General features: G+C 74.6%; 18 protein-coding genes and 1 pseudogene. 10 read left to right on the forward strand and 9 right to left on the reverse strand.

The features are described 5' to 3' along the window. Positions 1 to 92: 92 nt before the first annotated feature. A complete protein-coding gene (gene mltG, locus ACIO92_RS25425) occupies positions 93 to 983 on the forward strand; it encodes an endolytic transglycosylase MltG (protein ID WP_366442623.1) in 891 nt (296 codons plus the stop codon). Between the two features lie 62 nt (positions 984 to 1,045). Here mltG and ACIO92_RS25430 read toward each other — a convergent pair whose 3' ends face one another. Next, positions 1,046 to 2,158, reverse strand: coding sequence for an NAD(P)-binding domain-containing protein (locus ACIO92_RS25430; protein WP_402282942.1), 1,113 nt, complete (start codon positions 2,156 to 2,158; stop codon positions 1,046 to 1,048). A 189-nt stretch (positions 2,159 to 2,347) separates the two neighbouring features. Between ACIO92_RS25430 and ACIO92_RS25435 the strand changes: the two genes are divergently transcribed. Next, the gene (locus ACIO92_RS25435) at positions 2,348 to 2,590 is read left to right on the forward strand and encodes a hypothetical protein (protein WP_366442621.1); all 243 of its coding nucleotides are present in this window, start codon (positions 2,348 to 2,350) and stop codon (positions 2,588 to 2,590) included. A gap of 161 nt (positions 2,591 to 2,751) precedes the next feature. Here ACIO92_RS25435 and ACIO92_RS25440 read toward each other — a convergent pair whose 3' ends face one another. Next, on the reverse strand, positions 2,752 to 3,957 hold the full coding sequence (locus ACIO92_RS25440; protein ID WP_366442620.1) for an LLM class flavin-dependent oxidoreductase: 1,206 nt from the start codon (positions 3,955 to 3,957) through the stop codon (positions 2,752 to 2,754). Positions 3,958 to 4,950: 993 nt separating this feature from the next. Here ACIO92_RS25440 and ACIO92_RS25445 point away from each other — a divergent pair. Both ACIO92_RS25445 and ACIO92_RS25450 read left to right on the forward strand, forming a co-directional pair. After that, positions 4,951 to 5,496 carry an FABP family protein gene (locus ACIO92_RS25445; protein ID WP_366442619.1) on the forward strand — a complete coding sequence of 182 codons (546 nt, stop codon included), beginning with the start codon at positions 4,951 to 4,953 and terminating at the stop codon, positions 5,494 to 5,496. Positions 5,497 to 5,539: 43 nt separating this feature from the next. Next, positions 5,540 to 7,609, forward strand: coding sequence for a prolyl oligopeptidase family protein (locus ACIO92_RS25450; protein ID WP_401238835.1), 2,070 nt, complete (start codon positions 5,540 to 5,542; stop codon positions 7,607 to 7,609). Here the strand turns inward: ACIO92_RS25450 and ACIO92_RS25455 are convergent. Next, positions 7,557 to 8,540, reverse strand: coding sequence for a LuxR C-terminal-related transcriptional regulator (locus ACIO92_RS25455; RefSeq protein WP_351783782.1), 984 nt, complete (start codon positions 8,538 to 8,540; stop codon positions 7,557 to 7,559). The two genes, ACIO92_RS25450 and ACIO92_RS25455, sit on opposite strands and share 53 nt — an antisense overlap. Before the next feature lie 160 nt (positions 8,541 to 8,700). Between ACIO92_RS25455 and ACIO92_RS25460 the strand changes: the two genes are divergently transcribed. Then, positions 8,701 to 10,113, forward strand: a complete 1,413-nt coding sequence (locus tag ACIO92_RS25460; RefSeq protein ID WP_366442617.1) for an aminopeptidase P family protein — start codon at positions 8,701 to 8,703, stop codon at positions 10,111 to 10,113. Positions 10,114 to 10,331: 218 nt separating this feature from the next. On the opposite strand, the gene ACIO92_RS25465 is transcribed toward ACIO92_RS25460, so the two are convergent. Both ACIO92_RS25465 and ACIO92_RS25470 read right to left on the reverse strand, forming a co-directional pair. Next, positions 10,332 to 11,474: a PaaX family transcriptional regulator C-terminal domain-containing protein gene (locus ACIO92_RS25465; RefSeq protein WP_402058925.1), complete on the reverse strand. Its 1,143-nt coding sequence runs from the start codon at positions 11,472 to 11,474 to the stop codon at positions 10,332 to 10,334. Then, positions 11,471 to 12,112: a GNAT family N-acetyltransferase gene (locus ACIO92_RS25470; RefSeq protein ID WP_401238842.1), complete on the reverse strand. Its 642-nt coding sequence runs from the start codon at positions 12,110 to 12,112 to the stop codon at positions 11,471 to 11,473. The genes ACIO92_RS25465 and ACIO92_RS25470 overlap by 4 nt, the downstream gene beginning before the upstream one ends. Positions 12,113 to 12,202: 90 nt before the next feature. Between ACIO92_RS25470 and ACIO92_RS25475 the strand changes: the two genes are divergently transcribed. Further along, positions 12,203 to 13,489, forward strand: coding sequence for a DUF418 domain-containing protein (locus tag ACIO92_RS25475; RefSeq protein ID WP_402282941.1), 1,287 nt, complete (start codon positions 12,203 to 12,205; stop codon positions 13,487 to 13,489). Positions 13,490 to 13,639: 150 nt separating this feature from the next. Continuing rightward, positions 13,640 to 14,023, forward strand: a pseudogene (locus ACIO92_RS25480) (nuclear transport factor 2 family protein); the annotation flags it as partial. Positions 14,024 to 14,561: 538 nt separating this feature from the next. Here the strand turns inward: ACIO92_RS25480 and ACIO92_RS25485 are convergent. Then, the gene (locus ACIO92_RS25485; RefSeq protein WP_402282940.1) at positions 14,562 to 14,822 is read right to left on the reverse strand and encodes a hypothetical protein; all 261 of its coding nucleotides are present in this window, start codon (positions 14,820 to 14,822) and stop codon (positions 14,562 to 14,564) included. 154 nt (positions 14,823 to 14,976) lie between these two features. Here ACIO92_RS25485 and ACIO92_RS25490 point away from each other — a divergent pair, with 154 nt between their 5' ends. Both ACIO92_RS25490 and ACIO92_RS25495 read left to right on the forward strand, forming a co-directional pair. Beyond that, complete coding sequence (locus tag ACIO92_RS25490; RefSeq protein WP_366442613.1) at positions 14,977 to 15,366, forward strand: STAS domain-containing protein; 390 nt, start codon at positions 14,977 to 14,979, stop codon at positions 15,364 to 15,366. Positions 15,367 to 15,444: 78 nt separating this feature from the next. Further along, the gene (locus ACIO92_RS25495) at positions 15,445 to 16,047 is read left to right on the forward strand and encodes an isochorismatase family protein (protein WP_401238849.1); all 603 of its coding nucleotides are present in this window, start codon (positions 15,445 to 15,447) and stop codon (positions 16,045 to 16,047) included. A 143-nt stretch (positions 16,048 to 16,190) separates the two neighbouring features. Here ACIO92_RS25495 and ACIO92_RS25500 read toward each other — a convergent pair whose 3' ends face one another. Together ACIO92_RS25500 and ACIO92_RS25505 are read right to left on the reverse strand one after the other, a co-directional pair. Then, entirely contained in the window at positions 16,191 to 16,748 is a 558-nt protein-coding gene (locus ACIO92_RS25500) for an alkylhydroperoxidase (RefSeq protein WP_366442611.1), read from the reverse strand. Positions 16,749 to 17,108: 360 nt separating this feature from the next. Beyond that, entirely contained in the window at positions 17,109 to 17,585 is a 477-nt protein-coding gene (locus tag ACIO92_RS25505) for a macro domain-containing protein (RefSeq protein ID WP_402282938.1), read from the reverse strand. Between the two features lie 316 nt (positions 17,586 to 17,901). On the opposite strand from ACIO92_RS25505, the gene ACIO92_RS25510 reads away from it, so the two are divergent. Next, the gene (locus ACIO92_RS25510) at positions 17,902 to 19,068 is read left to right on the forward strand and encodes a low temperature requirement protein A (protein WP_366442609.1); all 1,167 of its coding nucleotides are present in this window, start codon (positions 17,902 to 17,904) and stop codon (positions 19,066 to 19,068) included. Here the strand turns inward: ACIO92_RS25510 and ACIO92_RS25515 are convergent. Then, complete coding sequence (locus tag ACIO92_RS25515) at positions 18,995 to 19,870, reverse strand: AraC family transcriptional regulator (RefSeq protein WP_366442608.1); 876 nt, start codon at positions 19,868 to 19,870, stop codon at positions 18,995 to 18,997. The two genes, ACIO92_RS25510 and ACIO92_RS25515, sit on opposite strands and share 74 nt — an antisense overlap. Positions 19,871 to 19,886: the final 16 nt, after the last annotated feature.

A 19,886-nucleotide genomic window follows, 5' to 3' on the forward strand; every position in this document is an offset into this window, starting at 1 on the left:
CGGCGCCGTCGGTCCCCCGTCCCCGGGGGTCGGCGGCGCCGCCGCGTGCGCGGTTCCCGGGATTCCGCTTCCGGCCGGGTTAGCGTGCGGCCATGACGTACCGGCCGTCCTCACCGTACGCACCCCCACGCCGCTCCCGCCGCCCGTCCCTGCCCCGGCCGCCGCGCCGTCCCCGGCTCACCCGGCGCGGCAGGCTGGCACTGCTCCTCGGCGCCGTCCTCGCCGTGGCCGCCGGGATCGCCGTCCCGCTGCTCCTGATCCGCGACGAACCCGCCGTCGAACCCGCCCGGACCCTGCTCGTCCCCGAGGGCTGGCGGGCCCGTCAGGTCTACACCGCCGTCGACCGGGCGCTCGGGCTGCCCGAGGGAACCGCGCGGAAGACCGCGACCGCGCCCGCCGCCGCCCTTCCGCTGCCCCGGGCGGCGGGCGGCAACCCCGAGGGCTATCTGTTCCCCGCGACCTATCCGGTGACCGGTGGCACCACCCCGCAGGGGCTGCTGAAGTTCATGGTGGACACCGCCGCCAAGCGCTTCGGCGCCGCACGGATCGTGGCGGGCGCGAAGGCCCAGGGGCTCAGCGTCTACCAGACCGTGATCGCCGCGAGCATCGTGCAGGCCGAGGCCGACAACCCGGAGGACATGGCGAAGGTCGCCCGGGTCGTCCACAACCGGCTCGCCCGGGGCATGGCCCTCCAGATGGACTCGACCCTCAACTACGCGCTGGGCCGCAGCACCGTGGACACCAGCTACGAGGACACCCGCATCCGCAACCCGTACAACACCTACGAACGCAAGGGCCTGCCGCCGACACCCATCGGCAATCCGGGCGACCAGGCGCTCGACGCGGTGATCCGCCCGACGGACGGCGACTGGCTCTACTTCGTCACGGTGGCCCCCGGCGACACCCGCTTCACCGCCGACTACGCCCGCCACCAGGAGAACGTCGCCGAGTTCAACGCCAACCGGGGCGCGGAACGGGGCTGACCGCCCCCGCGCGGGGACGGTCAGGACACGAACGACCCGCCGCAGTCTTTTCGCGGGGGAGCCTACGGGGCGGCGGCGGTGGCTCCGGCCGGGGGCCGGGCCAGCAGGCGGCGGAGGTCGGACGCCGCCGCCCGTCCGGCCCTGTTGGCGCCGATCGTGGAGGCCGACGGGCCGTAGCCGACGAGGTGGACCCGTCCGTCCCGTACGGCACGCGTCCCCTCGACCCGGATGCCGCCGCCCGGCTCGCGCAGCCGCAGCGGGGTCAGGTGGTCGATCGCGGCGCGGAAGCCGGTGGCCCACAGGATCACGTCCACGTCGACCGTCCGGCCGTCGTCCCAGGCCACCCCGGTCGGGGTGATCCGGTCGAACATCGGCAGCCGGTCCAGGACGCCCCGCGCGCGGGCCGCCCGGACCGCGTCGCTGAGCGGGAGTCCGGTGACCGAGACGACGCTCTCCGGCGGCAGCCCCCGCCGCACCCGCTCCTCCACGAGCGCGACGGCGGCCCGGCCCTCGCTCTCACCGAAGGGCCCCTCCCGGAACACCGGTTCGCGCCGGGTCACCCAGAACGTGTCGGCGGCGACGTCCGCGATCTCCATGAGGTGCTGGGTGCCGGACGCCCCGCCGCCGACCACGAGCACCCGCAGCCCCGCGAACTCCGCCGGTCCCGGATATCCGGCGGTGTGCAGCTGACGCCCCCGGAAGGTCTCCTGGCCCGGGTAGCGGGGCCAGAAGGGCCGGTCCCAGGTCCCGGTGGCGTTGACCAGGGCGCGGGTCGCGCAAGGGCCCTCGGAGGTCTCGACGAGCAGCCGCCCGCCGTCGCCCTCCCGGACGGCGGTGACGTCCACGGGCCGGTGGACCCGCAGCCCGAAGGTCCGCTCGTACGCCTCGAAGTACGTGCCGATCACCTCCGACGACGGCCGGTCCGGATCGGCGCCGGTCAGCTCCATGCCGGGCAGCGCGTGCATCCCGTGGACCTTGCCGTACGTGAGCGAGGGCCAGCGGAACTGCCAGGCCCCGCCCGCGCGCGGGGCGTGGTCGAGCACCACGAAGTCCCGGTCCGGCTCCAGACCGGACCGGCGCAGATGGAAGGCGGCCGAGAGCCCCGCCTGCCCGGCGCCGATCACGACGACGTCCACCGCCCGCCCGGACCGTCCGCCGTCCGGCGCCTCTCTCACCCCGATATCGTTCACGGTTCTACCAACCAGGCCGGGGGCGTGGATCTTCCCGCCGCCCGGTCAGCCCGGTGGGTGACCCCGGTGGGCCATCGGAGGGACGGCCCGTGTCCCGTGATCGGCGCGCGCTGTTGGACCGACCGACGCGGCTCCTTCCTCCGCCGTGTCGCACAAGAGACCACGGGAGTATTCATGCGTATGCGCTCTGTCCTGGCGGCGTCCGTCCTCGCCACCGGCATCCTGCTCGGTGGTGCCGGTGGCGCCCTGGCCCACGGCGGTGGCGGCGGCGGTTCCTACAACGGCGAGCACGGCGGCCAGCGGTCCGACACCACGACCTTCGCCGGTGTCATCGACCGTGTCGGCCCGGTCTTCTACCAGAACGACGGCTCCGAGACCGTGTGGAGCCGCGAGTCGGCCCTCGGCTTCTTCTCCTAGTCGCACCGCTCCGACGGGCCACGTTCCTGATCGCACCGGCCCGAAGGACCGCGTTCCCGGTCGCACCGGTCCGTGCGGCCGGGAACCGCACACGTACCGAGCCCCGGGCCGCGGCCTCTCCGCTGCGGTCCGGGGCCGTTGCCATGTCCGGGGCCGTTTCGTCAGGTCCGGCCGCCCGGCGCGAGCGCCGCCGCCCCGCCGGGCGCCGAGGAGCGCGCGCCCGGGGACCCGTGGAGCGGGGGCGGCGGGACCTCCGGCAGCAGTCCGCGCGCCGCGAGCACCGGCCGCACGCCCTCGCCGAACCAGTACGCCTCCTCCAGGTGCGGGTAGCCGGACAGTACGAAGTGCTCCACGCCCAGGTCGTGGTACTCCTCGATCCGGTCCGCGACCTCCGCGTGGCTGCCGACCAGCGCGGTGCCCGCCCCGCCCCGTACCAGACCCACCCCCGCCCACAGGTTCGGCGAGATCTCCAGCCGGTCGCGGTCCAGCGAACCGCCCCGGTGCAGCGCCACCATCCGCTGCTGGCCGACCGACTCGCTGCGGCCGAGTACCCGCTGCGCCGAGGCGACCGTCTCCTCGTCGAGCGTGGACAGCAGCCGGTCGGCCGTCGTCCACGCCTCGCGCGCCGAGTCGCGGGAGATCGTGTGCACCCGGATGCCGAAGCGGACCGTCCGGCCGCGCCGCGCCGCGAGCCCCCTGATCCAGTCGAGCTTCTCCTTGACCTGCCACGGCGGCTCGCCCCAGGTCAGATAGACGTCCGCGTGTTCCGCCGCGACCGGACCGGCGGCAGCCGAGGAACCCCCGAAGAAGATCTCGGGCAGCGGGTCCGGAGGCAGCGCGGTCAGACCGCCCTCGACATGGAAGTGCTCGCCCGCGAAGTCGAACGGCCGCCCGCCCCACACGCCCCGGACCACCGACAGGAACTCCGCCGTCCGCGCGTACCGCCGGTCGTGGTCCAGGCGGTCCCCGAACCGGCGCTGCTCGGCCGAGTCGCCGCCGGTCACCACATTGAGCAGCAGCCTGCCCCGGGTGATCCGCTGGTACGTGGCCGCCATCTGGGCCGCGAGCACCGGCGACAGCACGCCCGGCCGGAACGCCACCAGGAACTTGAGCCGTTCGGTGTGCTGGGCGAGCGCGACCGTCGTCAGCCACGCGTCCTCGCACCAGGTGCCGGTGGGCGTCAGCACGCCCTCGAACCCCAGCTGCTCGGCGGCCTTGGCGATCTGGGCCAGGTACTCGATGTCCGGCGCCCGCACCCCGGGAACGGCCCGGTCGCGGGTGATCCCGCCGTCCGCGTAGGCGTGCCGGTCGACGAGGGTCCGGCCGTCGCCGCCGGTGGGCAGGAACCAGTGCAGATGAACGCTCATCGGGAGGCCTTTCCGTGGCCGCGCGCCGGGCCGACCGGGGCGGCGGGTCCTGGGACGGGAAACGGGTGCGCGCCGACGGCCGGGGCGCGGCGGGAACACGCGCGCACGGCGGACCGGTACGTGGGGGAGGAGCGGGAGGCGGCGGGGCGTCAGCGGCCGGGGCGACACGCGGCGGAGGCCACCCGCAGCAGGTCGATGTGACCACGCGTGGTGAGCAGGGCTGTACGCGGCATGGCGCGAAGGTATGCGGCGGGCACGGACCGGGTCAACGCCCGTCTCGGAGCCCGGACGAGCGGTCCACGGTCCGGACGCCCGGGGGCGCCCGCCCGGACACCGCCGTGTGACGGGACCCGTACGGCACCGTGTCGAGAGCGTTGCGGGAGCCGTACGGCGTTCGTACGGCGTTCGTACGGCCGTCGTACGGGGAGGTGAACCGGGCCCCGTTGTACGGGCGAGCCCGGGGCCGGGGAGCATCCCTCGGCCGGAGGACCATGTGCGGGTGCGGGTGCGGGTGCGGGTGCGGGTGCGAGGGCGGGTGCGAGGGCGAGGGCGGGTGGAGAGCGACCGGCCGGGCCGGGTCGGGCCCCACCGCTCTGCCCGCCGGGGCCGTACCACCGGCCCCCGCCCGAAGCCGAACGGGCGGGACGGCCCGGTCGCTCTCCCCCCGCCCTCGGCCCTGCCCTTCGTCCGCCCGCCCTCGGCCCGGTCGTTTCGCCCGGCCGCTCTCCGCCCCGCCCTGGTCCGCCCGCGCTCAGCCCGGTCTCCCTCCCCCCCCGCCCTCGGCCCGGTCGCTCTCCGTACGGCTTCCGCCCGGACTCGGGCCCGCTCGTTCTCCTTCGGCCTTGCCGGGCCACGGCCGCCCCCGTCTCCCGGTGCCGCGCCCCCGGCCGACCGGCCGGATCTCCTCCGGGACCCGCCCGGCAAGGGCCCCGGCCGGGGGTGCGGCCCCTAAGCTGCCCTGCGGCAACCGGATCCCGACCCAGGAGCGCACCCATGTCCCCACACGACCGGCAGTTCCCCTACCCCGACGCCTTCCGGGCCGACGGGGTGCCCGCGCCGCACGAGCTGCTCGGCCCCGTGCTCGGGCTCCTCGGAACCTGGACCGGGCGGGGCAGGGGCGGATACCCCACCCTCGACGCCGACTTCGCGTACGCGCAGGAAGTGACCTTCAGCCACGACGGGAGGCCCTTCCTCCACTACGAGGCCCGTGCCTGGCTGATCGGCCCGGACGGCACCCCGTCGCGCCCGGCGGCCCGGGAGACCGGCTGGTGGCGGCTGCGCCCCGAAGGAGCCGTCGAGGCGCTGATCACCCAGCCCACCGGCATCGCGGAGATCATGGTCGGCGAGGCGCGGGACGGCACGGTGGACCTGGCCACCGACGGCGTCGCCCTCACCCCCACCGCCAAGCGCGTCGACGCCACCCGCCGCCGCTACGTCCTCGACGACGCCACCCTGGACTTCACCCACGACCTGGCAGCGGTCGGCGAACCCCTCGGGCACCACCTGGCGGCCCGGCTGCGGCGCGTGGACGCCCCCTGACCTGCCCTCCACCGGACCGCGTCCGGGCCTGCACAATACGGGGATGACCGATGACGACCCGTATCTGTGGCTCGAAGACATCTCGGGGGACGCCGCGCTCGCGTGGGTGGCCGAACGGAACGCCGAGACGGCCGACGCCGTCGCCGGGGGCACCGGCTTCGAGACGCTGAAGAAACGCCTGCGCGAGGTGCTCGACGCCTCGGACCGGATTCCCTACCCCGTACGGTGGGGCGAGCACCTGTACAACTTCTGGCGGGACGCCGAGCACGTGCGGGGCGTGTGGCGGCGCACCACCCTGGAGCGGTACCGCGCGGACGAACCCGAGTGGGAGCTCCTCCTCGACCTCGACGCGCTCGCCGAGGCGGAGGGCGAGAAGTGGGTGTGGGACGGGGCGGAGGTCCGGCGGCCCGACTACGGGCGGGCCCTCGTGCACCTCTCCAGGGACGGCGGGGACGCCGCCGTGGTCCGCGAATTCGACCTCGGGACAAGGGAGTTCGTCGAGGACGGCTTCCGGCTCCCCGAGGCGAAGAGCCGGATCGGCTGGGCCGGTGCCGACGCCGTCCTCGTCGGCACCGACCACGGCCCCGGCTCCCTGACCGACTCCGGCTACCCCCGCACCGTCCGGCGCTGGCGGCGCGGAACGCCCCTGGCGGACGCCGAGACGGTCTTCGAGGCCGAGCCGGGCGACGTGTCGGCCTGGGGCAGCCGCGACACCACCCCCGGCTACGAGCGGGAGTTCGTCGGACGCTCCCTGGACTTCTTCCGCGGCGAGGTCCACCTGCTGCGCCCCGACGGCACCCTCGTCCGGATCGACGTGCCCGAGGACGCCGACATCGACGTCCACCGCCAGTACCTCCTCGTCACCCTGAAGTCCCCGTGGCTCGACCGGCCCACCGGCTCGCTCCTCGCCTTCGGCTTCGAGGACTTCCTCGCCGGGGACCGCACCCACCAGGTCCTGTTCGTCCCGGACCCGCGCACCGCCCTCGCCGGGCACCTGTGGACCCGCGACCACCTCGTCCTGGAGACGATGCGGGACGTCAGCACCCGCCTCGAAGTGCTCACCCCCACCGCCGAAGGCCCCTGGGAGCGCCGCCCGCTCACCGGAGTGCCCGAGCTGTCCGCCGTCAGCGTCTTCGGCACCGACCCGGACGTCTCCGACGAGTACTTCCTCGACGTGTCCGGCTTCCTCCAGCCGTCCACCCTGCACCTCGGGCGGATCGGCGCCGGTTCCGAGGTCCTCAAGCGGGCCCCGGAACGCTTCGACACCTCGGGGCTCACCGTCGCCCAGCACTTCGCGACCTCCCGGGACGGCACCCGCGTCCCGTACTTCGTGATCGGCGCCGACCGCACCGGCACGGGACCCGGCCCCACCCTGCTCTACGGCTACGGCGGCTTCGAGGTCTCCCTCACCCCCTACTACGGGGCGGTGACCGGCCGCGCCTGGCTGGAGCGCGGCGGCACCCATGTCATCGCCAACATCCGGGGCGGCGGGGAGTACGGCCCCGACTGGCACCAGGCGGCCCTGCGCGCCGAACGCCCCCGGGCCTTCGAGGACTTCGCGGCCGTCGCCGAGGACCTCGTGGCGCGCGGGATCACCACCCCGGCGATGCTGGGTGCCAAGGGCGGCAGCAACGGCGGCCTCCTCATGGGCGCCATGCTCACCCGGCACCCCGAGCTCTTCGGGGCGATCGTCGCCGAGGTCCCCCTCCTGGACATGACCCGTTTCCACAAGCTCCTCGCGGGCGCGTCCTGGATCGCCGAGTACGGGGACCCGGACGACGAGGCCGACCGCCCGCACCTCCTGGACCTCTCGCCGTACCACGGGCTCGCGGCGGACCGCCCGTACCCGCCGGTCCTCCTGATGACCTCCACCCGGGACGACCGGGTCCACCCCGGCCACGCCCGCAAGACGGCGGCCCGGCTGCGGGAACTCGGCCATCCCGTCCTGTTCCACGAGAACACCGGCGGCGGCCACGCCGGGGCGGGCGACAACGAACAGGCCGCGCACAACAGCGCGCTCGTCCACACCTACCTGTGGCAGCGGCTCACCGGGGACGCCGTCACAGCCAGCCCGAGCGCTGTGCCTGCAACGCCATCTGGAACCGGCTCGTAGCGCCGAGCCTGGCCATCAGGACCTGCACCCGGCGGAACAGCGTGCGGCGGCTGACCCCCAGCTCCCGGGCGATGACCTCGTCGTCCGCCCCGGCCGCGAGCAGCCGCAGCAGCCGCCGGTCCGCCGGGAGCAGGGCGGCCGGCCGCGCCGTCCGCCCGTGCAGGGGCAGCGCGCTCTGCCACGCCTGCTCGAACAGCGCCACGAGCGCCGAGAGCAGCCCGCACGGCTGCACGACCAGCATGGTGTTGTAGACGTCCGTCTCCTTGATCGACAGGGCGACCAGGGCGTACGCGTCGTCGATGACGACCAGCTTGACCGGCACCGACGGCAGCACCCGGGCCTGCTCGCCCGCCTCGACGCACGGCTCGATCGCGTTCTCCAGCTGCCCCGGGTGCTCCAGGGACGCGCGGGAGTACACCACCCGCTGCGTCACCCCCCGCGCGAGCGTGGCGAGCGCGTCGTCCGTGGCCCCCTCCAGCGGGAAGTACGGCGGCGAGTCGAACTGCCGGATCCGCTCCCGGGCACTGGCCCAGGCCTGCCGCATCCGCAGCCCGATCGCCTCGCCGGTGACGACCTCCACCAGCGGATCGTGGTATCCGGCGAGCCGGTGCCGCCGGAACGAGTCGAAGGCGCTCCCGACCGTGATCCGGGAGGAGTCCAGCTCGGCCGCCCGCCGCCGCCCGAGGATCTCCAGACCGGCGGCGGGCGGCACCGGGGCGACCACCTCCCGCTCCTCGTCGGCGGTGCTCGCCAGACCGGAGTCGACCAGTTCGCGGTACGCCTCCGCCAGCTCCGGGCCCGTCACACCGGCGGCGTCGCCGACCGCGCTCAGCGGCGCGGGCCCCTCCGCCAGGAGGCTGCGGTAGACCCGTACGGCTCCGGGACCGATCCCCAGGAGACGGAGGGCCTCGCTCAGCTTCTCGTTCGCCATGGACCGATTATGCGGCCCGCCGGAGCCTCCGGGCGGCCCCGCCGTGTCCGATCCGTGCCACTGGCGGTCCTGGGCACCCGGCGGCCCCGGAGTGGAGTAGCTTCCGGGATGCCGCCGATGTCCGGCGGCCCAGGAACTCATCCGGAAGAAGGTGCAGGACGTGGCGAAGGGTCGCAAGAACGGCCTCTACGAAGGCGTCTCCGAGGAACTCTCCAGCCTCATGAGGACGGGGTGGGCGGACACCGAGCAGCACGATCTGGAGCCCGCCGAGCAGTCCCCGTACGCGGCCGCGCGCCGCGCCGCGCTCTCCGCTCGCTTCCCCGGCGAGCGCCTGGTGATCCCCTCGGGCAATCTGAAGACCCGCTCCAACGACGACACGTACCCGTTCCGTCCGTACACCGGCTACGTCCACCTCACCGGCGACCAGGCCCGCGACGGCGCCCTCGTCCTCGAACCCCGCGCCGACGGCGGCCACGACGCCTACTGCTACCAGCTGCCCCGCGACAGCCGCGACAACGACGAGTTCTGGCTCGGCGCCACCGCCGAACTGTGGATGGGCCGCCGCCGCACCCTCCGCGAGGCCGAGGTCGTCCTGGGCCTGCCCTGCCGGGACGTCCGCGCCGCCGCCGATGACCTGGCCGCCGCCCCCGGGGTCCCCACCCGTATCGTGCGCGGCCACGACCCGAGGCTCGAAGCCGCCGTCACCACCGACGAGGACCGCGACGACGCACTGGAGGAGGCGCTCTCCGACCTGCGGCTCGTCAAGGACGCCTGGGAGATCGGCGAGATGCGCAAGGCGGTGGACTCCACCGTCCGCGGCTTCACCGACTGCGTCGCCGACCTCTCCACCGCCGTCGCCACCTCCGAGCGCTGGATCGAGGGCACCTTCTTCCGCCGCGCCCGTCTGGAGGGCAACGCCCTCGGCTACGGCTCGATCTGCGCCGCGGGCGACCACGCCACGATCATGCACTGGACCTCCAACGACGGCCCGGTCCGGCCCGGCGAACTCCTCCTCCTCGACGCGGGCGTGGAGACCCACTCGCTCTACACCGCCGACGTCACCCGCACCCTCCCCATCAGCGGCACCTTCACCGAGGTGCAGCGCGCGGTGTACGACGCGGTGTACGAGGCCCAGGAGGCGGGCATCGCCGCCGTCAAGCCCGGCGCCGCCTACCGCGACTTCCACGAGGCCTCGCAGCGTCACCTCGCGGGCCGGCTCGTCGAGTGGGGCTTCATAGAGGGCCCCGCCGAGCGCGCGTACGAGCTGGGTCTCCAGCGCCGCTTCACCATGGCGGGCACCGGGCACATGCTCGGTCTCGACGTCCACGACTGCGCGCACGCCCGCAACGAGGAGTACGTCGACGGCGTCCTCGAACCGGGAATGCTCCTCACCGTCGAGCCGGGTCTCTACTTCCAGCCCGACGACCTCACCGTGCCGCAGGAGTGGCGCGGCATCGGCGTCCGCATCGAGGACGACCTGCTGGTCACCGAGGACGGCAACGAGAACCTGTCGGCGGGTCTGCCGCGCTCCTCGGACGAGGTCGAGGAGTGGATGGCCCGGCACGCGGGCTGATCCACGCCCGGGGCGCCTCCGCCCCGGACTTCCCGGCCCGCTCTCTCCGGCCCCGCCCACGGACGCACGGACTCGCCCCCCGAGTCCGGTCCCGTGCGCGGGGCCGGTCCCCTTTCCCTCTTCTCCGGTTTCTGGTTTTCCGGTCCTCCGGTTTCCGGGGGCCGCCGCCCGTGTCCCGCGACCCCGGCGGGCCCCTGTCCGGGTCGGCGTCCGCCGGGTCAGGCTTCCGGCGCCGTCCGCCCGGTGAGCTCCTCGTACAGCGCGAACAGGCGGGGCGAGGAGGGGCCGGGGTCCCGCTCCGCCGCCGTCGTGAGGGCGGCCCAGGCGGTGGAGAAGAGCTCCCGTGCCCGTGCGCCGGGCCAGGGCCGGGGCAGCAGCTCCGGGGGCAGCAGCGGATCGGGCCGCATGGCGCGGGTGAAGACGGCGGCGAGCCGGACGGCCAGCATCAGCCGTTCCGGCCCCGTAGGCGGTTCGGGTCCTTCGAGCCGGTCCAGGCAGTCTCGGGCGGCGGCGGCCAGCTCTCCGTACCGGGCGGCGATCCCGTCCAGCGGCCACAGTGCCGCCGCCAGCTCCCGGGGCTCCGCCGGGGCCCCGATCCTCAGGTCGGTGCTGGTGAGGCAGGCGAGCTGGGAGGCCACGCCGAGCTGCCCCGCCCGCTGTTCGACGAGCGGTTCGACCGGGTGGGGGGTGACGTACAGCCCGCCCTGGAGGGGCGCGGCGCCGAGACCGAGCAGGGCGTCGCGGAGCGCGTCCCTGGCCGCCCGCGCGGACTCGGGCACGGCGAACGCGAAAAGGTGCCAGACGCCGTCCCACGGGGCGAGCCCCTGGTCCTGGCGGTAGGCGAGCCGCACGGAGGAGACGTCGGGGGCGAGCGGCCCCGAGGGTTCGGCGACCGCGCGCAGGACGGCCCTGCGACCGCGCCCCTCCTGGGTGAACAGGCCCTCGGCGACCAGGCGCTTGACGCAGAGCCTGACCTGCTGGTCGGTCATCGAGAGCAGCCCCGCGACCTGGTACAGCTCCCCGGCGTCGACGGTGCCGTCCGTGCGGACGAGGGCGTGCACGAGGGTGCGGGTCGGGACGGCGTCCGAGGCGCCGCCCTCCTCCGGCACGGCGGTCGGGGGCCGCACCGGCTTCCCGCCGCCGTCCGTCGCGGCCGTGGTCCCGGTCGGCGCCCCGGAGCCGTCCGCCGTGGCCGTGGTCCGGGTCGGCTTTCCGGGGCCGTCCGCGACGACCGTGGTCCGGGTCGGCTTTCCGGAGTCGTCCGCGACGGTCGTGGTCCGGGTCGGCTTTCCGGAGCCGTCCGCGACGGCCGTGGTCTTCACAGGCTCCCCTGAGTCGTCCGCCGCGCTCGTGCTCTTCATCGGGGCTCCCGGGAGTCGGGGGTCCGCCCGTGCGGGCGGGCGTCGGACGGGGTGACGGGCCGGTGCATGGTCGTGACCGCGCCGAAACCCATCAGATCCCGCAGGTACGGGGTGCGCTCGGTGCGGACGCCGGTGAAGCCGTGCCGCTCGTAGAGGGCGCGCGCCCGGGGGTTGACGTCGATGACGTCGAGCCGGATCCGGCGGCACCCGGCCTCGGCGGCGACCGCCGCGACCTCCCGCAGCAGACGGCCGCCTAGGCCCTCGCCCCGGTGTCCGGCGGCGACGGCGATCCCGTCCATCACCAGTTCCCGTGCGGCGGGGCGGCGCTCCATGAGCGCCAGGAGGGCCAGCCGCCGCAGTCCGCTCAGGACCCCGTAGGCGGCGAGGACGTCCGAGGCGCCGCCGCCCGTCAGACCGCGCCCGCCGAGCTGGTAGCCCGCCACTCCGGCGACCTCGCCGTCCACGAGCACGGTGACGCCCCGGTCGCGGTGGAGATGCTCCGCGAGGAAGGCGCGGGCCCTGTCGGGCGGGCCGAGGGCGGCGCCGAGCTTGCGCCCGAACGCCTCCCAGTACAGCGCGGCGACCCGCGCCTCGCTCCCCTCGGGGACTTCCCGGCACACCACCGGCTCCGTGTTCATGGCCCTCCTCCTCGTCGACTTGCGCTATCGATAGTAATACGTTCATTCTCGATACGAGCGTTTCTTATTCGATAGTTTTAGGGGAGGGTCATGGAGACCACGAAGGCCGAAGGGCCGGGAACGGCGCCCCCGGACGCCATCACCCGGAAGGCCGCCACCAGTACGGGAACGGGCCCGGCCGCCGGTGCCACCACCCGCGGGCGGCTCGCGCACGTCGACGCCCTGCGCGGCTTCGCCCTGCTCGGCGTCCTCGTCGTCAACATCGGCTATCTGGCCTCCGCCCACCACGGCTCGGGAGCCGAGGACCCCGCCTTCGGCGCGCCCCTCGACGACGCGGCCGGATGGCTGGTGGCGGTGTTCTTCGAGGCCAAGTTCTTCCTGCTGTTCTCGTTCCTGTTCGGCTACGCCTTCACGCTCCAACTGGACTCCGCCGCACGGAGCGGAGCCCGCTTCGGGCCGCGCTTCCTGCGGCGCCTGGCCGGACTGTTCGTCCTCGGCGCGCTCCACGCGGTCCTGCTGTTCCCGGGCGACATCCTCACCACGTACGCCGTCCTCGGCCTGGTCCTGTTCGCGGTGCGGGGGATCGCGCCCCGCACCGCGATCCGTACCGCCGTGGTGCTCCTGGCGGCCACCGCCGCCCTCTACGCCCTGCTCGCGCTCGGCGTGCACCTCACGGGCACCGGCGGCGTCGACCCGGGTGCCGCCGCCGAGGCCGCGCGGACGACGGAGGCGCTGCGCGGCAGCCCCGGGGAGGTGGTCCGGGAACATCTGTCGCAACTGCCCGACGTCGTCTACCTGCTGGTCTTCTTCCAGGCCCCGGCCGCCCTCGCAGCCTTCCTCCTCGGTCTCGCCGCCGGACGCCGCCGTGTGATGGCGGACCTCGACCGGCACCGGCGGACCCTGGTCCGGCTCCAGTGGGCGGGATTCACGGTCGGACTCCTCGGCGCCGTCGTGTACGCGCACGCGAGCCTGGTCCGCCCGGGAGGCGCCTACCAGATTCTCGCGCTCGGTGTGGACGTCGTGACCGCGCCGCTGCTCACCGCCGCGTACGCCGTCACCGTGCTCCGGCTCGCCCGGGGGCGGTTCGGGCGGAGCGTGGTGGCCGCCCTCGGACCGGTCGGCAGTGTGACCCTGACCGGCTATCTCACCCAGTCCCTGGTCTGCGCCCTGCTGTTCACGGGGTACGGGGCCGGGCTGACGGGCCGGCTGTCGCCGTCCGAGGTCCTCGCGGTCGCCCTCGCGCTCTTCGCCGTCCAGGCCGTCGCCGCCCGGTGGTGGCTGCGGGGTCACCGGTACGGCCCGCTCGAATGGCTGCTGCGGGCGTGGGCCACGCTGTCCTGGCCGCCGCTGCGGCGCCGGGCGGAGCCGGGGGTCTGATCGGGGGCGGGCCGGGCCTGGTCGGGCTCGGGGAGGGGTGTTCCTGGGCCGGGCGGGTCGCGGGCCGGGATGTCCGCGCCCTGGACGCGGTCGGTCGCCATGGGGTTAGCTGCGAGTGCACCTATTCAATAAATTGAGTATGGAGTCTCTGTGACGCACCCGTTCCGTCAGGCCGTCGAGAAGCGCGACCACGCCGCCGTCGAGGCGATGCTCGCGGAGGACGTCGTCTTCACCAGCCCCGTGGCGTTCCGCCCGTACCGGGGCAGGGCCCTCACCGCCGCGATCCTGCGCGGGGTGATCCGCGTCCTCACCGACTTCCGGTACGTCCGCGAGATCGCGGGCGCGGACGGCCGGGACCGCGCGCTCGTCTTCACCGCCGAGGTCGACGGCAAGCGGATCCACGGCTGCGACTTCCTCCACTTCGACGAGGACGGCCGGATCGACGACTTCACGGTCATGGTCCGGCCGCTCTCCGCCGCCCAGGCGCTCGCCGCCGCGATGGGCGCGCAGTTCGACCGCATCAGCGCGGAGGCGGTGGCGGCGGAGACGGGTGGGGTGGCGACTGCCGGGGCGGAGACGGTCACGGTCACCGGCACGGGCGCGGGCGCGGCTGCGGACCCGTCCCCGGCCACAGGTACGGCCACGGCCGGTGGTACGGGCGCGGCCACCGGCGCGAATGCCGGTCCCGCACGGTGGGCGGCGCAGACTTCGACGCCGTCGTGATCGGCACGGACGACCCGGACGACCCGGACGACCCGGATGACCCGGACCCGGATGGCCTGGATGGCGCGGGCCCCACCGCCCCGCCGTGACCCTCCGGCGCGGCGGGGCCGCGCCCCGCTGGTCTCCGGACGAGGCGCTGTTCCGCGCGGGACTCGACGCGCTCGCCGCCTCCCGCCCCGGCCTCCGGGCCGATTGCACCCGCCGGATGCCGGACCCCCGGACCCCGGACCACCCGGGACCAATTGCGCTGCTCTCCGCCGCCCGATCAGTGGGCCGGGCGGACCCCTCGACGGACGGACGGCGTACGTCTGAGGGCCCCGGGCCCTCCACCCGTAAGCCCTCCGGCAGCTCACCGAGGGGCCTCGGGCACCCGCGCCGCCGCATCCGCTTCGAGGCCGACGGCGCCCCCGTTGATCCCACCGGCCGGACGCGCCGGGCGGCCGGGGCCGATCCGGCGGAACCCGTCACCGTCACCGCCCGGGATGCCGCTGGTCCGAGGGGGCGCCCGCTCCTGGGCACCCTGGCGGGCGCGGGCGTCCGAGCCGGGTCCGCCCGCCGGTCCGGCGAGTGCGGAGGCGGGGGTGTGGACGCGGAGGTGGGGGGCGCGCACCTCGCGTACCTATACGCCCTTCGGGTACCTGTACGAGGGAGAACCGTCCAGGCATTCACCGATTCAGGTGATAGCGGTCGAGGCGAAACGTCCCTTCCGGAAGAGGGGCGGCCACGCTCGGAGCGACACATGGAGCCACCCTGTGGAGCGCCCGATGCAACTGATCCCCCGTCATGACCCTTACCTCGTCGTCCGTTCGGCCGACGGCACCACCGTCGCCGCCCTCCGGGGCGAGCTGGACCTCGTCCTGGTCCGGCACCTGCGTCCCGAGCTGGACGCCCTCGTCAGGGAGTCCGAAGCCCTGACGCTCGACATTCGCGGTCTCACCTTCTGCGACGCGACCGGGCTCGGCCTCCTGGCCCACTGCGCCGGGTGCGTGCGCCGGAGCGGGGCGGACTGGCGGCTCGTGTGCGACCAGCCGTCGATCCTGCGGCTGATCCGCCTCGCCGCGCTGGGCGACCTGTTGTCCCCGCAGACCGGGCTGCCGGACGAACTCCCGGACGCCCTGTCCGCCGCCCCCGGCGTGACGAGCCCCGTCCCGTAGGGGCGGGGGCACCGGACGCCGTCGCGTGCCGGACGAAAACCCGTGGCGTCGGGGGAGGTCCGCTCCGATGATGGCGGGATGACCGCGCCTTCGTCCCCGCCTTCCGCCGCCCGCCCGTCCCCGGTGGACGCCCTGCTCGTCGTGGACGTCCAGTCCGCCTTCGTGACCGGACCCGGAGCCGTACCGGACGCCGCCCTGCTCGTCGACCGCACGGCCGAGCTGCTGGCACGGGCCCGGAAGGAGGGGGCGTTCGTCGTGCATCTGCAGAACGACGGGCCGCCCGGCGCGGAGGACGAGCCGCACACGCCCGGCTGGGAGCTGCACCACCCCGTCGAGCCGGGCCCCACGGAGGTGGTCGTCCGCAAGCCCTTCGACGACGGCTTCCGGGAGACCCCGCTCGGCGCGGTCCTCTCCGGCGCCGGGGTCCGGTCGGTCGCCGTCTGCGGAGTGATGTCGGAGATGTGCGTCCAGGCCACGGCCCGCACGGCGCTGGAGCGGGGCTACCGGGTCGTCGTACCGTTCGACGCCCACGCCACCCAGGACGTCCCGGCGGTACCGGGGGTCTGCGAAGCCGTTCCTGCGGCCGTCGCCTCGCGGGTGGCGGCGTACGCGCTGGGAAGCGACGCGGAGGTCACCGTCGCCGCCGCCGACGTCACCTTCGGGCCGCCCGCCGTGGACTGAGCGGCCGGGCGCCGGGTGGGTGCCGGACGGGCCGGTCGCGGACCTGGCTGCCGTGGGCTGGGTGGCCGTGCGCCGGGTGGCCGGTGGCGGCCGTACGGACCGGTGCGCCCGGTCCGCAGGGGTCGGGCCGACGGTCGGGGATGTCAGTCGTTCTCGCTGCTCTCGCCGTCCTCGGCCCGCCGGTCCGGCTGGATGCCCGCCAACAGGTTGAACGCTCCGGTCAGGAGGTTCAGCGTCACCACCCCGACCACTTCCGCGATCACCCGGTCGCTCCAGCCGTGCGCCCGCACCTCGGCGACGTCCTCGTCGGTGAGGGAGCCCGGCTCGGCGAGGACGCGGAGGGCGAGCGCGATCAGCGCCGCCTCCCGGGGGTCCTTCGACGTGCCCTGACGGGCGAGCTCGACATCGGTCTCGGTGAGCCCCGCCGCGAGACCGGCGGCCCGGTGCGCCTCCCGGCAGGTGCCGCAGCCGATCCACTCCTGGACCGCGAGCGACAGCTTCTCGCTCAGCGCGCGGGGGATCTTCACCCGCTTCATCGCCCGCGACAGGCTCAGATAGCCGTCGAGCAGCGCGGGCGAGTGCGCCATCGTCGACACCATCTCCCCGGCGGAGCCGTGCCGCCCGACGATGTCGGCCAACAGCTCCCCGGCCCGGCCCGGCGCCTGCTCGGGGGTGAGCGCGGTCAGTCTTCTCGTGGTCATGAACTCTCCTCTGCATACCCTTGGGGGGTATGACGAACGAGGGGTGGGAAATGTTCCCGGAGGCCGGAACCGGAGGCCGGAACCGGAGGCCGGAAGCCGGGACCGGGGCCGTACGGAGGGCCGCACCGGGGCCAGGAGCTGAGCCGGGGTCTGGGGCCGGGTCCGGGTCCGGACCGGGCAGGAGGGGCGAGAGGGCCCAGGCCCGAGGCCCGAGGTCCTGAGCCGTTCCCCGGTCCGCCTCCAGCGGCGTCCAGCCCCCGACCAGATCCGCCGCCTCCCCGACGGCTACAGGGAGCCACTCGTCACCTCACGACAGCCGACAGCGGCTCCGCTGCTCCGAGGCCGGACGGAACGGCGGTCTCATGCGTGGTCGTAGACGGTGACGGCGATGTCGCGGGCACTCAGGGATCTGCTGATGATCGGCTCGACGCGTTCCCACTTGCCGCCGGCGAGGCCGCAGCCGATGCGGGGCATGTGGACGGAGGCCCCGTCGGCGAGGGCGTGCTCGGCGAGGGTTTGGAGGCAGCGTTCGACGGCGTCGTACCGTATCGGCGGACCGCTGCTTCCCGTCTTCGTCCCGCGCTGCGCGACCATGTTCGCGACCCGGATGTCGGACCGGACGCGGACCATCCGCACTGCTCCGAGGGCGAAGTCGTCACCCGCGCGTTCGCGGTGCCAGCGCCGGTACTCGCGCTCCGGTCCGGGCCAGTGACGCGAGAGCGCCAGGACGAATCCCTTGCCCCATCCGCCGAGGTCGTTGCAGATATGGGCGATGATCTTCGGCCCCTTCGCCTGGGGGTCGGTCGCGTCGCCCGCGACGATCTTCAACGGTTTCACGGAGCCATGGTCGCCCGGCCCCCGATCAGAGGCCAATGCTTTTTTCCCTCGCGCCGCTCCCACCGCGCAGCGCCTTCCCGGGGCTCGACGGGCCGCTCCAGGACCGACCGGGGAGAGTCCGACGGCGGTCGGGGTGATGGTCTCGGTCGTCCCGATCGCGGTCCGACCGGTTACGAGGGGCCGACGGCCGGGCACACATACGTCCCGCCGCCGCCCGCGCGGCCGTGGACCCCGTCCGGCCGCGAATGGGGACCGTACCGCCGTCCCCGTCCGCCGCGAGCGGGGACCGCACCGCCGTCCCCAGGAGGAGCCGGTCATGAGCAGCGCGCCCCGACCACTGGCACCGCGGCGGGAAGTGTCGCCGCTGGAACTGTTCTACGACCTGGTCTTCGTCTTCGCGGTCTCCCAGCTCTCCCACCACCTCCTGGAACACCTCACCGCGCGGGGCGCGGCGGAGACCGCGGTCCTCCTGGCCGCCGTCTTCGGCACCTGGACCTTCACCAGCTACGAGGCCACCCTCCTCGACGTCGACCGGGTCGTCACCCGGTGGATGATCGTCGTCGTGATGGGCCTCGGCCTCTTCATGAACGCCGAGATCCCGAACGCCTTCGGCGACCACGCCCCGGCCTTCGTCGTCCCCCTGCTGCTGATCCAGTTCCTCGCCGTCGCCGTGACGGCCGCCGTCGCCCGTACGGAGGCGCAGCGCGAGCACTTCCGCCGCACCCTGGTCTGGGTCTCCTGCTCCGCCCCGCTGTGGGTCGTCGGCGCGGCGGTCGGCCCGGGGCCCCGGTTGTGGTGGTGGGCCGCCGCCGCCCTCGTGGACGTCACCGGGACCTGGCTCGCCCACCCGCTGCCGGGCCGCACCCTCCGCAGCCGGGAATTCGTCTTCGACGCCGGTCACATGCTCGAACGCCTCCGGCTGCTCTTCATCATCCTGCTCGGCGAGACCGTCCTCACCGCGGGCCGGGCGATGACCGACGCCCCGGTCGACGCGCCCAGCGTGCTCGCGACCGCGGGCGTGTTCGTGGCCCTGGTCTGTCTGTGGGCCGCCTACTTCGGCGGTGGCGAGGACGTCGTCCGTACGGTCCTGGCCACCACCCCCGACCCGGTGCGGGCGCTCCGTCTCGGCGTGAACAGCGCCTATCTCGTCCTGGCCGCGCTCGTCGCCCTCGCCGTCGGCAGCGAACTGGCCATCGCCCACCCCACCGGCCACGGTTCCACCGAGATCGCCCTGCTCCTCTTCGGCGGGCCCGCGCTCTACCTCGTCACGACGGCCTGGTACTTCCGCACCACGGTCGGCGGAGCCTGGGCCGAACGGCTCGCCGGGGCCGCCGTCCTCGTCGTCGTGGGGGTGGCCGCCGTCCGGCTGCCCCCGCTCGCCTCCGTCGCGCTGCTCGACGTGGTCCTCCTCACGACCGCCGCCGTCCTGGTCCGCGCCCACCGGGGTCTGACACGTTCCCTCCGGAAGGCCCCTCCGGCCTGACCGCCCCGCCGCGCCCGCCCGCGAACCGCCCGGGAGTCGTGCCCACGAGCCGTTTGAACGAGCGGTTCAGATGCGACTGGTCGTAGAAACCGGTGGTCGCCGCGACCTCCCCCGGCGGCATCCCGTCGAGCAGCAGCCGCCGTGCCCGGTCCAGGCGCCGGGCCGTCAGATACTGGTGCGGGGCGATGCCGAAAGCCCGGCTGAACGCCCGTACGAGATGGGTGGGATGGGCGCCCAGCAGCCCCGCCGCCTCCTCCAGGGGCACCCCCTGGAACAGCCGGGCGTCGAGCAGCTCCCGCAGAGCGTGCGCCACCCCCGGAACGGTCTCACGCGCGCGCGTGGCGGCGCCGGGCCGCAGATGGTCGCCCAGCCGTTCGCGGACCAGGGCGAGACGGCACTGCGCCTCGAACTCGTCGCCCGGTTCCGTCAGCGCGGTGTGCAACTGCCCGACACGGCGGCGCAACAGCGGGTCGACCAGGTCGGGGGAGTCGACGGCGGCGCCGATCAGGCCCTCGTCGAGCTGCGTCGGATCCAGGTACAGGACCCGCTTGCGGAAGCCGTGGGCGGTCGCGGGGGAGCCGTTGTGCGGGACCTGCGGCGGCAGCAGCGACACGGTGTCGCCCGGCGTGCCGTGCTCGCGCCGGTCCAGGTCGTACCGGACCGCGCCGTCGTCGACGATCAGCAGCGTCCACACGTCGTGGACGTGCATCGGATACGCGTGCTCCGTGAACCGGGCGTGGAACACCTCCACCACCCCGGGGACGCGGGGACGCCATGCCACGACCCGCTGCCCCGCCACCATGCAAGGAATGTACAAG

The organism is Streptomyces sp. NPDC087215, assembly GCF_044744885.1.
Taxonomy (GTDB): domain Bacteria; phylum Actinomycetota; class Actinomycetes; order Streptomycetales; family Streptomycetaceae; genus Streptomyces.

Coding starts and splice junctions, on each gene's coding strand:
- ACIO92_RS25450 (WP_401238835.1), top strand. CDS start 5,540: ATGACCGATGACGACCCGTATCTGTGGCTCGAAGACATCTCGGGGGAC.
- ACIO92_RS25465 (WP_402058925.1), bottom strand. CDS start 11,474: ATGAAGAGCACGAGCGCGGCGGACGACTCAGGGGAGCCTGTGAAGACC.
- ACIO92_RS25515 (WP_366442608.1), bottom strand. CDS start 19,870: ATGGTGGCGGGGCAGCGGGTCGTGGCATGGCGTCCCCGCGTCCCCGGG.
- mltG (WP_366442623.1), top strand. CDS start 93: ATGACGTACCGGCCGTCCTCACCGTACGCACCCCCACGCCGCTCCCGC.
- ACIO92_RS25455 (WP_351783782.1), bottom strand. CDS start 8,540: ATGGCGAACGAGAAGCTGAGCGAGGCCCTCCGTCTCCTGGGGATCGGT.
- ACIO92_RS25510 (WP_366442609.1), top strand. CDS start 17,902: ATGAGCAGCGCGCCCCGACCACTGGCACCGCGGCGGGAAGTGTCGCCG.
- ACIO92_RS25440 (WP_366442620.1), bottom strand. CDS start 3,957: ATGAGCGTTCATCTGCACTGGTTCCTGCCCACCGGCGGCGACGGCCGG.
- ACIO92_RS25490 (WP_366442613.1), top strand. CDS start 14,977: ATGCAACTGATCCCCCGTCATGACCCTTACCTCGTCGTCCGTTCGGCC.
- ACIO92_RS25435 (WP_366442621.1), top strand. CDS start 2,348: ATGCGTATGCGCTCTGTCCTGGCGGCGTCCGTCCTCGCCACCGGCATC.
- ACIO92_RS25470 (WP_401238842.1), bottom strand. CDS start 12,112: ATGAACACGGAGCCGGTGGTGTGCCGGGAAGTCCCCGAGGGGAGCGAG.
- ACIO92_RS25475 (WP_402282941.1), top strand. CDS start 12,203: ATGGAGACCACGAAGGCCGAAGGGCCGGGAACGGCGCCCCCGGACGCC.
- ACIO92_RS25500 (WP_366442611.1), bottom strand. CDS start 16,748: ATGACCACGAGAAGACTGACCGCGCTCACCCCCGAGCAGGCGCCGGGC.
- ACIO92_RS25445 (WP_366442619.1), top strand. CDS start 4,951: ATGTCCCCACACGACCGGCAGTTCCCCTACCCCGACGCCTTCCGGGCC.
- ACIO92_RS25495 (WP_401238849.1), top strand. CDS start 15,445: ATGACCGCGCCTTCGTCCCCGCCTTCCGCCGCCCGCCCGTCCCCGGTG.